Raw genomic sequence first — 771 nt, forward strand, 5'->3', positions numbered from 1 at the left:
GCGGCAGTGGCGGTAGCGGCGGTAGCGGCGGTGGAACCGGTCGCGCGGCCGCAGGTCATCCAACCCGCCGAGTTCGTCCACGAGCTGACGCCTGCTTTTTCCTAATCACCCCCCCAGCCAACCAACTCCCAATCCAATTTTCAAAGAGAATGTTTTAAATCCTCCCTCCTTTTCAAGGAGGGGTTGAAAACATAGATTCTTCTTCGCCTGTGGCTATTCGGAATGGCATTCCGGGATACGATCCGTCTTCTTGAGAAAAGGAAAATTTTTTTCGCTTGCCTGTGTCTATCCGTGTGAAACGATGGTTCCTGTCATTTGTCTTTGAGGAACATCCACCAGATCGGAAAGTAAATGAGGATGGGCACGCATCCCAAATCGAGGAGGAGCGGCAGCCAGAAGTATTCGTTGAGGATGGGTACGGGGAGCGTGAGGAACCCGATCGTGCCGAAGATGCCGCCGAGGAAGGGGACGCCGGAACCGACCTTTTCTTTCCGAATCGCACCTTTATAAAACACCGCTGCGTTGACCGCCGCGAACAGCAGGAACAATCCGATCAGCAACCCCCCGCCGATCCACGGTTTCCATTCGTCCATGCAAGCACTCCCGTTTTTAGTTCCTTCTCCCTGGTGGGAGAGGAAGTAACGGTTCACTTACCCTTCAACAGTTTTTCAAACGCCGCTTCGTCGAGGACGGTAACGCCGAGTTTTTTCGCCTTGTCGAGTTTGCTTCCCGGCTCCGCGCCCGCCACCACGTAATCGGTCTTGCCCGATA

General features: G+C 54.6%; 1 protein-coding gene. It reads right to left on the minus strand.

The window, feature by feature from the left end; genetic code table 11:
- Positions 1-311 precede the first annotated feature (311 nt).
- Positions 312-593, minus strand: coding sequence for a hypothetical protein (locus TX82_RS12785; protein ID WP_005011501.1), 282 nt, complete (start codon positions 591-593; stop codon positions 312-314).
- Between the last annotated feature and the right edge of the window lie 178 nt (positions 594-771).

Source organism: Nitrospina gracilis 3/211 (genome assembly GCF_000341545.2).
Taxonomy (GTDB): domain Bacteria; phylum Nitrospinota; class Nitrospinia; order Nitrospinales; family Nitrospinaceae; genus Nitrospina; species Nitrospina gracilis.

Bases quoted from the DNA above. Each gene is read 5' to 3' on its own strand.
- TX82_RS12785 (WP_005011501.1), bottom strand. From the start codon at position 593: ATGGACGAATGGAAACCGTGGATCGGCGGGGGGTTGCTGATCGGATTG.